The sequence below is a fragment of the Bacillus sp. J33 genome (assembly GCF_000518885.1).
Taxonomy (GTDB): Bacteria; Bacillota; Bacilli; order Bacillales; family Cytobacillaceae; genus Cytobacillus.
The window spans coordinates 1-8,930 of the sequence record NZ_JAEL01000154.1 but is presented as its reverse complement, the minus strand read 5'-3'; the positions used below and the strand labels follow the sequence as shown (position 1 = coordinate 8,930).

Here is an 8,930-nt window from a genome sequence, read left to right as displayed (position 1 = left end):
ATACCGAAGGTATATTGAATAAATGTGAGTTTAATTAATATTACAGGGTCAATACTTGGGCGGCCTTTTTCTGAATACTTATCTTTTACCAAGTCATAGATGAATGAGAAATTAATCGCCGCTTCAATTTTGCGGACCAAATGGTCCGCCGGTACAAGTTCGTCTAAAGCAACCATTTCAATTTGATCCCGTTGAATTGGATTATGTTTTGAAAGCATTTAAATCACCTCAAGCATTGTATTACTTCTATTTTAAAATAAAAAAGACTGCAGACAAGCACGATTTTCATCGAGTTTGTCGACAGTCTGAAAGCTTCTCAAAACTTTTGAGAAGCTTTTTTTATTACTCAATATGATAGGCATGGTAAACATCCCGTTTACTTACCCCTCGGTCTTTCGCTGTCTGCTTAATGGCTTCTTTGCTTGCCAAGCCTTTTTCTTCTATATAATACTTTACATGATCTTCTACTGAAAGGTGTTCCCACCAGGCGGATTCTTCATCCTTCATTGCCTCAGAAGCACCTTCGATAATAATGCAGAATTCTCCTCTTACTTCACCGCTGGCAGCCCAATCAATGGCTTCTGGAACGGTTCCTCTAATAAACTCTTCGTATCTTTTCGTTAGTTCCCGGCATAGGGCGATTTTTCTATTCCCCATTTGTTCTCCAATCAAAGAAAGGGTCTCTTTAAGGCGATGTGGAGCCTCATACAAAATGATTGTCGCTGACAGCCTCGCCAGGTTTTCCAGCTCTTGTCTCTTTATTTTCTTCTGTCTGTTCAGAAATCCATAGAAATAAAAAGGCTGTGTGTCAATTCCGGAAGCAATCAGCCCGGTTAGAGCAGCATTCGCACCAGGAAGCGGCACCACTGTCAGCTTTTCCTCAACAGCAGCTGTTACAAGGTCATAACCCGGGTCTGAAATGGCCGGCATTCCCGCATCACTGACAAGGGCAATCTTTGCACCATCCGCCACTTTCTCCAGGAGTTTTTGCCCGCTTGTTTCCTTATTATGTTCATGATAGCTGATAATTGGCGTTGCAATGTCAAAATGATTGCAAAGCTTTTTAGTATTTCGTGTATCCTCTGCCGCGATAAAGTCAGCTTCTCTTAAAATCCTTACAGCTCTATAACTCATATCTTCCAAATTGCCGATCGGAGTCGGAACTAGATAGAGTATTCCTTTTGCTTCTTCATGTTCAAAGCTTTTTTGCTGCCACATATGTACCACCCGTCTCTCATACGTAAAGCGCAGAGCGCCTGCTTATCGGCTTTAGACCTTGAGCCAATGGCGCTCGGAGCTAGACCGTTCTTATATTTTTAGGTCCTGTAAATCTTGCCTGTTGATTTCCGCTCCAGGTGGTCAAGCCTTCCGCGGGTGACCCGACGCTCCTCAGCACATTCATGCCTGCAGGGCCTCAATTTGACTCATTTCTCCCGCTTATGTTTCGCACCTTCCGCTCCAATCAACAAGGGTACCAAAATACTTTAATACAGCGAATTTTTAAAATGAAACATTTTGATGTTTTAAAAACTCATCCTTCTTTTTCCGGGACCATTGCTTAAATTCATATTCCGCTTTCATGGCTTCGCTTTTTTCAGGAAATGATTTGGAGTAGACTAGCTTAACTGGCCCTCTCCCTCTTGTATATTTGGCCCCTTTTCCTTCATTGTGGACCTTTACCCTTTTTTCGAGATCATTCGTATATCCCGCATATAAACTGCCATCTTTGCAATGAAGAACATAAAAATAATGACTATTCCCCATATAAAATCTCTCTCATTTCAGCTGTGTACTCATTTTCATCATTATATACATATATTGGAGGCAATACCTTCAAATCCGGACTTCCGTTTTTAACCGCTTCAACCAGCAGAGTATTTGCCTCCTTTCCAGCCTTCGGATATACAAATTGCACTCTTTTGGGTTCGAGCTTATACTTTCGCATTAAGGTCACAATATCCAAAAATCTGCCCGGCCGATGGACAAATGCCACCTTGCCTCCCTGCCTTGCAAGCTGGCTGGAAGCCTTAATGGCATCCTCCAGGGTGCAAAGAATTTCATGGCGGGCAATTGCCAGATGTTCATTCTCATTTATTTCATCTTGAGAGGGGGTGGGGAAATAGGGTGGATTGCAAGTCACAACATCAAATTTTCCATACCCGAGCATTTTGGGCATTTCCTTTATATCTCCAAGAATCATTTGAATACGATTCTGAAGCTTATTGTATTCAATGCTTCTTACAGCCATATCATGCAAGCGTTCCTGAATTTCCACCCCGGTAATATTCCCCTTAGTTCTTGTGCTTAAAAATAGCGGAATAACACCATTTCCGCTGCACAAGTCAATGAGATTGCCTTTTTGAATTGGCACATATACAAAGCGGGCCAGCAGGACAGCATCCAATGAAAAAGAAAACACGGCCGGGCTCTGGATGATCCGCATATCCTCTGCCAGCAAATAGTCCAGCCGTTCACCTTCTTTTAAAAAGTCCATTCTTGATCCTCCATGCTTTATGTTTCTTAATCGTAGTGTTTTCCGAAAAAGGCTAATTAAGCCTCTTTCTATGGAAAAATAGCCTTCCTTTAATCAGGAAGGCTAAATGTTTACTTCTTATTAAGGAAAGACAAGCAAAACAGGCAATCGCCCTCTTTTCTTGGGCTGCCAAAATGGAGATTGCAAATGTGAAAGCCTTCCTGATATAGGCGGGCCAAATTATCATAACCCTCACCAATATCAATTACCTTATCCTCATCCGCATCTCCGGCTGGCTGTGCTGCTTTTTCCTTCTTAACTGTTGTACTTTCCTTTTTCGTAGATATGTCTAAATGGCGTCTTAAATGCTCATTTTCCAGCTTTAAAGAGTTATTCTCTTCAAGTATTTCTGCCAAATGCTGCTTTAACTCACCAAGCTGCTGATATAACTCTCCAATTTGGGTTTCCATGTTACTCACTGAGTCAAAGATTTCTTTTTTATCCACGCCTTCCACCTCTTAATCTGTGGACTGAACTGATACAGCACCTTGTTTTAAAATTTCATCAAGTGTATATTCGAGTACGCGTTCCTGTTCTTTAACATCAACCTGAAGAACACGCTCCAATATATTTAAACCTACGACTTTGCCAGGGCCATCAGGGGTCTCGATCCACTCCCCGAGATCCGGAAGCTGTTCTTTTGCTGCTTCATATTCATCATTTTCATACTTCAGGCAGCACATTAAGCGTCCGCATAATCCTGATATTTTCGTAGGATTTAACGAAAGATTCTGGTCTTTTGCCATTTTTATGGACACAGGATCAAAATCGCCCAGGAATGTGGAACAACAAAGCATTCTGCCGCATGGACCAATGCCGCCCAGCATTTTCGCTTCATCCCTTACACCAATTTGGCGCAGTTCGATTCTTGTCCTGAATATCGCTGCAAGGTCTTTTACAAGTTCACGGAAGTCAACTCGCCCGTCAGCCGTAAAATAAAAAATGACTTTATTTCGATCAAATGTATATTCAACATCCACAAGCTTCATATCAAGGTGGTGTGTGTTGACCTTCTCACAGCAAACTTCATATGCTTCTTTAGCGGCCTGCTTGTTCTCTTCGACAATCATGCGATCCTTTTGATCTGCAATACGAAGGACCTTTTTTAATGGCAGGACAACGTCATGTTCATCAACCTGCTTCGGGGCAATTACTACCTTACCGTACTCTACGCCACGAACAGTTTCAACAATGACAAAGTCATCCTTTTGTATTGAGAGATCTCCGGGATCAAAATAATATATTTTGCCCGCTTTTTTAAAGCGCACTCCTACTACATCATACAAAGGAAGATCCCTCCTGCAATTTTAACACAAGCTGTTCCATCAACAGCTGCGGATTCATATTTGCCTGTAATTTTCTTTTTGCTTCCAAAACAGCCGACATCTGTTCAGTAAGACGCTTTGTAGAAGATTGCAGTGCAAACTGCTCTAAACGGTGTTTTTCGTTTAGATGGACAACCTGGTCTTGTTTGCCAAGCTGTATATATAGTAAATCTTTAAAAATAAGAAGTAATAGATCTAAGCCTCGATCAATCTGCTCTTTCTCTTTAAAGTGCAAGAACCAATCCTCCTGAAGTGCAACCATGGCCTCAAGCGGATTTTTCTTAACCACTTCATATAATTTTAACACTATTTTTTGTGCTTGTACAAACCAATCATCAGAACTATATTCCAAAGCCTCATCCAAATTATTGGTAATCTGTGCAAGTAATGGTGCTTGACTTGGATCTACTCCATTATTTTTTAATTGCTCGATCATTTCCACAGGAGATAAGGGTTTAAAAGATATCGTCTGACAGCGGGAAAGAATAGTAGGAAGCATTTGCTGGGACTGTTCCGTAATTAAAATAGCCGTTGTCTGCGAATGGGGTTCTTCCAGGAACTTCAGCAAGCTATTGGCTGCATTTACTGTCATCCGATCTGCATGTACAATCACATAAAGTTTTCTTTTAGATTCTACACCTGTCTTTGAAAACTCTTCCTGAAGGCTCTGAATCTGATTCTTTTTAATAGAAAGCCCGTCCGGCTCCAGGATATGGACATCCGGATGGTTGCCGCTATTAATCCTTTTACAGTTTGAACATGTTTCACATGGAACATACCCTTCAAGAGGCTCCATACAAAATTGGCTTTTGGCAAGCAGCATACTCGCTTCCCGCTTCCCTGTCCCTTTCATGCCTTCAAATAAGTAGGCGTGGGCCAGCCGATCCTTTTCGATGCTATTTTTAAACATTTTAAGTACAACTGGCTGTATCGACTCCAGCTGTTCCCACGTTTTTCCCACAATGATCACTCTCTTACGTATATAAATTAATTAAAAGTCCTTTAATTTCTCCAACCTTACCAAGTATTTCAATAGATGATTCCTCTTTTTTCATTAGTTCATCTGTCAGCTCGGAAAGCTTTTCATCTATGGTTTCGACAACCCTTAGCGACCGGCCTTGACCAAATTGATTCCAGCTTTTGCGTTGCTTAAGCTCCATGCCAAAATCCACAGCCTCCTTCACAAACCGCTTAACCAATGTTTTAAACTTGGCCAAATCCTTAAAGGTCCGTGAGCGGGAAAGCCGTTCACCGGCTGCATCTATATCTTTTAACAGCCCCTGGAGCTGTGAAGCCTGCATCTTTTGGTCCTGCTTTTGCACCATTTCATAAAACTTGGCTCTATTCCCGGCTGCTTGCTTTTGGTCCTGGCGCACGTTGTCCAGTTTAAGCCGAAGATCCTGGTTGATTTTCATACATTATCCTCCGGAAAAAGGGCCAGTAATGGCCCTCTAAATACAAATTCGTTATATTAAAAGTGATGGAATTGCTCAACAGGCAATACAAAAACGGTGGCACCGCCGACTTCTACTTCTACCGGATATGGCACATAGGAATCAGCATTTCCGCCCATTGGTGATACAGGTGCAACAAGCTGATCCCTTGCCCGGCAGTTCTCTTTAATAATCTGCAGAGCCCTTTCCACCCGAATATCCTCCGTGCCGATCATGAATGTGGTATTTCCGGATTTTAAAAACCCGCCAGTACTTGCTAACTTTGTTGCCCGAAAATTATTATCCACCAATGCATTCATTAGTTTATTGCTGTCCTGATCCTGTATAACTGCCAGGATTAATTTCATATATTCATCCCCTTTACTATTTAATTTCCGTTGTTTCTTACCTTTATTATATCAATTATTTTATGCTCAAGCAGAAATTAAGGGAATTCAAAGGAGATTATTTTTATCAATAATTATTTTGACTTAACCAAATGCGTTACATGAGCGTATGCGCTTGGATCATACTACTGTGCAGCTTTATCTCTTACAAAAAGACCTTAAAGACATACGATCTTTAAGGTCTTTTCCTAAATTTTCCCACCCAGCATTTCATACAGTTTTGCTTCTGCTTCCTGATAGACGTCCTCCAATGGTTTTGAAGCATCAATCCTATAGATTCGTTCAGGATAAAGCTCCATTAATTTAAAATATCCCTCACGTACTTTATGATGAAAATCCAAATTTTCCAGGTCAAGACGATTGATTTCACGACCCTTATGCTGATTGATTCTCTCTAATCCAGCCTCCGGTTCAATATCAAAATACAATGTTAGTTTAGGCATCATCCCCTCAATTGCAAAGCTGTTAATAGAGAAGACTTCCTCAATCCCCAGTTCCCTTGCATAACCTTGATAGGCCAGAGAACTATCAATAAATCTGTCACATAATATCAGATACCCCTTTTCTAATGCAGGCTTTACCTTTTCAACAAGATGCTGCCTTCTGGCTGCTGCATACAAAAGGGCTTCCGTTCTGGGATCCATTTTTATATTCTTATTATCGAGAATGACACCTCGGATTTGTTCTGCAATCTCAATTCCTCCAGGCTCCCTTGTTTGAAGGACTTGAAGACCTGCATTTTCAAGCCTGTTTGCCAGCATATTAATGATGGTCGTTTTTCCGGCACCTTCAGGACCTTCCACAGTAATAAACATCCCTTTATTCATATTACTTCCTCCAGCTGTTATTAGTATTCGAAAATCTTAATTGTACCTTCTTTTAAACTTCCCTCATTTTGGAACCGTGCCCCTGCTTCTATGAGCATTTTTATACTATGTATATCCTCACCTTGAATAGCTTCCCCCGGAAACAACAGCGGAATGCCCGGTGGATAAGGTGTCACCTGCTGAGCACAAACTTTGCCGATAGCCTCTTCAAACGAAACCGTTCGGATGGAAAGCTCTTCTATTGCCTTTTGGGTTAAAGGAAGATCTGAAATGGGCCTTTTTGAAAAGGAGATCCGTTTTTTATAATCCTCTGAATATAAATAAGCTTTCAATGCGTCCTCTAAACAACAGACAACACGTTCAATTGGGTATTCCATATTTAATTTCAGCAATGGAAAAACAAGCAGGACGTTATAGAGGTCAGCCATTTCCGCATAGATGCCATTCTCCTCCAATATTTGCTGCAATTCAAATCCGCTTAGCTTCGTCGTTGATTGAATAGTAATCTTCAGAGGATCTCCGATGCCGGTATCATATGATAAAACTCTAATCCCTCTTACATTGCTCAAGAGATGCCGGAAACTTTCTATCTTGTGGTTTAAATAATCCGCATCACTTTCCGAAAAAGAAGCTAAATAGGACCTAGCCACATCAAGCGACGCCATAATTGGATAGGAAGGGCTGCTTGATTGGAGAATCTCCAAATAGCTTTCTAATTTTCCCCTATTAATAAGCATGCTATTAAAATGCAGGTACGCCCCCATTGTCATAGCAGGCAATGTTTTATGGGCAGATTGTACAACAATATCCGCACCAAGCTGGACAGCAGATGCCGGAAAACACTTTCCTCCTATAAAATGCGCGCCATGGGCTTCATCCACCAAAACAGGAATTCCATGCTGATGGGCATGTTTAATGATTTGCTCCAATTCAAAAACCATTCCATAATAATTGGGATATGTTAAAATCAGCGCCTTCGCATTTGGGTATTGCTTAATAGCTTCTTTAGCCGTTTCCAATGCTATTCCCCCAGCCACACCCCAATCGCTATTGTAGTCAGGCGCCAAAAAAACTGGTTTGGCCTTTGCTAAAGAAATACCGTTAAAAACCGATTTATGGCAATTTCTTTGTATCAATACGGTATCATTTTCTCCCACAGCTGCCATAATCATGGCAAGGTTTCCTGCCGTAGATCCATTTACCAGGAAGTAACTAGCAGAGACTCCATATAAATTGGCAAGCAGCCTTTGTGACTCTAAAATAATTCCCTCTGGGGAATGCAGGTCATCCAGGCCACTAAGCTCTGTTGCATCAAGCTTTAATAGACCTTTAAAGTACTCTTCCTCTGGACCCTTTAAAAGTCCTCCATACTTATGTCCCGGGACATGAAGAGATAAAGGGCCTTGTGAGGCATGCTCTTTTAACTTATCAAATAATGGAGTCTTTTTTTGATTCATTTCATCACCAATTTAGTGCACTTTCCTTTAGATTCTTTTCCTATTTTAACAAATAGGGTACATCCTATAAAGAGCCTGCAGCTCCATATGAAGGATCCCCCGCATTTTATAAGGAATTTTATTAAAGAAATCTTTAATAGACATACACCCAAAAGAGATTTTCATCATACAATATTAATCAAGTAACCTCAAAAAACCCGCCAATGAATATTCGAAAAATTGTATACAATAGATAATAACTGGGCAGAATAAGTGTATGGAGGTGGAGTGATTGGGTTCGCTATTAGTAAAAAAACATGCAGGGGAAGAATGTGTCATTTGCGAGCAGACTAAAACAAGGGGAATACATCTATACACTTCTTTTATCTGCACAGATTGTGAAAAAGATTTGATTACGACAGATACAAGCAGTCCAAAATACAATTATTACTTAAAGAAACTTAAAAAAATAACGATGCCAGAAATTTTTTCTTAAAACGGAGCTCCTTGGATCAGGGGCTTTTTATTTTAGAGCTTTTTCATCAGACCAATTTGAAAGATGCTGAAAACTGAAGAATATTTTTATTACTATAAAACCTCACAAATGGCTCCATTAAGCCAGCTGACCGATATATTGGAAACTTTGCCCGATAAAATTGAAATTTGACCGTTATATTCATGAAGTGACCGATAAAAAAAATTCTGACCGAAAATTAGGAGGAAGTGACCGATAATCTGTAAATGAAGCTAAGCCATTCCAAATTTTAAACTATTCACAAACCGACTTTTGGATACACAAAAAGAGCACCTATTCAGGTGCTCTTTCAGTTGCCCGGCAGCGTCCTACTCTCACAGGGGGACAGCCCCCAACTACCATCGGCGCTGAGAAGCTTAACTTCCGTGTTCGGCATGGGAACGGGTGTGACCTTCTCGCTATCGCCACCAGACTATTTGGTTTGAAGAAAGGTC

11 protein-coding genes, 1 rRNA gene and 1 pseudogene are annotated in these 8,930 nt (G+C 40.8%); 1 reads left to right on the top strand and 12 read right to left on the bottom strand.

All coding sequences use genetic code 11. The annotated features are described in order from the left end of the window. The 11 genes and pseudogenes from L634_RS0127430 to L634_RS0127380 form a co-directional block, all read right to left on the bottom strand. Positions 1-218: pseudogene (locus L634_RS0127430) on the bottom strand (IS5/IS1182 family transposase); the annotation flags it as partial. A 124-nt stretch (positions 219-342) separates the two neighbouring features. Then, the gene (gene rsmI / locus L634_RS0127425) at positions 343-1,218 is read right to left on the bottom strand and encodes a 16S rRNA (cytidine(1402)-2'-O)-methyltransferase (RefSeq protein WP_026585153.1); all 876 of its coding nucleotides are present in this window, start codon (positions 1,216-1,218) and stop codon (positions 343-345) included. Positions 1,219-1,500: 282 nt separating this feature from the next. Next, positions 1,501-1,764, bottom strand: coding sequence for a GIY-YIG nuclease family protein (locus L634_RS0127420; RefSeq protein WP_026585152.1), 264 nt, complete (start codon positions 1,762-1,764; stop codon positions 1,501-1,503). After that, positions 1,754-2,494: a tRNA1(Val) (adenine(37)-N6)-methyltransferase gene (locus L634_RS0127415; protein WP_026585151.1), complete on the bottom strand. Its 741-nt coding sequence runs from the start codon at positions 2,492-2,494 to the stop codon at positions 1,754-1,756. The genes L634_RS0127420 and L634_RS0127415 overlap by 11 nt, the downstream gene beginning before the upstream one ends. Before the next feature lie 110 nt (positions 2,495-2,604). Next, a complete protein-coding gene (gene yabA / locus L634_RS0127410; RefSeq protein WP_026585150.1) occupies positions 2,605-2,979 on the bottom strand; it encodes a DNA replication initiation control protein YabA in 375 nt (124 codons plus the stop codon). Positions 2,980-2,991: 12 nt separating this feature from the next. Further along, positions 2,992-3,819: a PSP1 domain-containing protein gene (locus tag L634_RS0127405; protein ID WP_026585149.1), complete on the bottom strand. Its 828-nt coding sequence runs from the start codon at positions 3,817-3,819 to the stop codon at positions 2,992-2,994. After that, complete coding sequence (gene holB / locus L634_RS0127400) at positions 3,812-4,819, bottom strand: DNA polymerase III subunit delta' (protein ID WP_026585148.1); 1,008 nt, start codon at positions 4,817-4,819, stop codon at positions 3,812-3,814. Before holB ends, L634_RS0127405 begins: the two co-directional genes overlap by 8 nt. A 13-nt stretch (positions 4,820-4,832) precedes the next feature. Continuing rightward, positions 4,833-5,273, bottom strand: coding sequence for a YaaR family protein (locus L634_RS0127395; RefSeq protein WP_026585147.1), 441 nt, complete (start codon positions 5,271-5,273; stop codon positions 4,833-4,835). A gap of 56 nt (positions 5,274-5,329) precedes the next feature. Continuing rightward, positions 5,330-5,659, bottom strand: coding sequence for a cyclic-di-AMP receptor (locus L634_RS0127390; RefSeq protein WP_009336682.1), 330 nt, complete (start codon positions 5,657-5,659; stop codon positions 5,330-5,332). A gap of 227 nt (positions 5,660-5,886) precedes the next feature. Continuing rightward, complete coding sequence (gene tmk, locus L634_RS0127385) at positions 5,887-6,525, bottom strand: dTMP kinase (RefSeq protein ID WP_026585146.1); 639 nt, start codon at positions 6,523-6,525, stop codon at positions 5,887-5,889. Positions 6,526-6,545: 20 nt separating this feature from the next. After that, entirely contained in the window at positions 6,546-7,982 is a 1,437-nt protein-coding gene (locus L634_RS0127380) for an aminotransferase class I/II-fold pyridoxal phosphate-dependent enzyme (protein WP_026585145.1), read from the bottom strand. Positions 7,983-8,253: 271 nt separating this feature from the next. Between L634_RS0127380 and L634_RS0127375 the strand changes: the two genes are divergently transcribed. Next, complete coding sequence (locus tag L634_RS0127375; protein ID WP_026585144.1) at positions 8,254-8,457, top strand: sigma factor G inhibitor Gin; 204 nt, start codon at positions 8,254-8,256, stop codon at positions 8,455-8,457. A 334-nt stretch (positions 8,458-8,791) separates the two neighbouring features. Here the strand turns inward: L634_RS0127375 and rrf are convergent. Further along, positions 8,792-8,908: ribosomal RNA gene (gene rrf / locus L634_RS0127370) — 5S ribosomal RNA — on the bottom strand. Between the last annotated feature and the right edge of the window lie 22 nt (positions 8,909-8,930).

Bases quoted from the DNA above. Each gene is read 5' to 3' on its own strand.
- rsmI (WP_026585153.1), bottom strand. From the start codon at position 1,218: ATGTGGCAGCAAAAAAGCTTTGAACATGAAGAAGCAAAAGGAATACTC.
- L634_RS0127420 (WP_026585152.1), bottom strand. From the start codon at position 1,764: ATGGGGAATAGTCATTATTTTTATGTTCTTCATTGCAAAGATGGCAGT.
- L634_RS0127415 (WP_026585151.1), bottom strand. From the start codon at position 2,494: ATGGACTTTTTAAAAGAAGGTGAACGGCTGGACTATTTGCTGGCAGAG.
- L634_RS0127395 (WP_026585147.1), bottom strand. From the start codon at position 5,273: ATGAAAATCAACCAGGATCTTCGGCTTAAACTGGACAACGTGCGCCAG.
- L634_RS0127390 (WP_009336682.1), bottom strand. From the start codon at position 5,659: ATGAAATTAATCCTGGCAGTTATACAGGATCAGGACAGCAATAAACTA.
- tmk (WP_026585146.1), bottom strand. From the start codon at position 6,525: ATGAATAAAGGGATGTTTATTACTGTGGAAGGTCCTGAAGGTGCCGGA.
- L634_RS0127380 (WP_026585145.1), bottom strand. From the start codon at position 7,982: ATGAATCAAAAAAAGACTCCATTATTTGATAAGTTAAAAGAGCATGCC.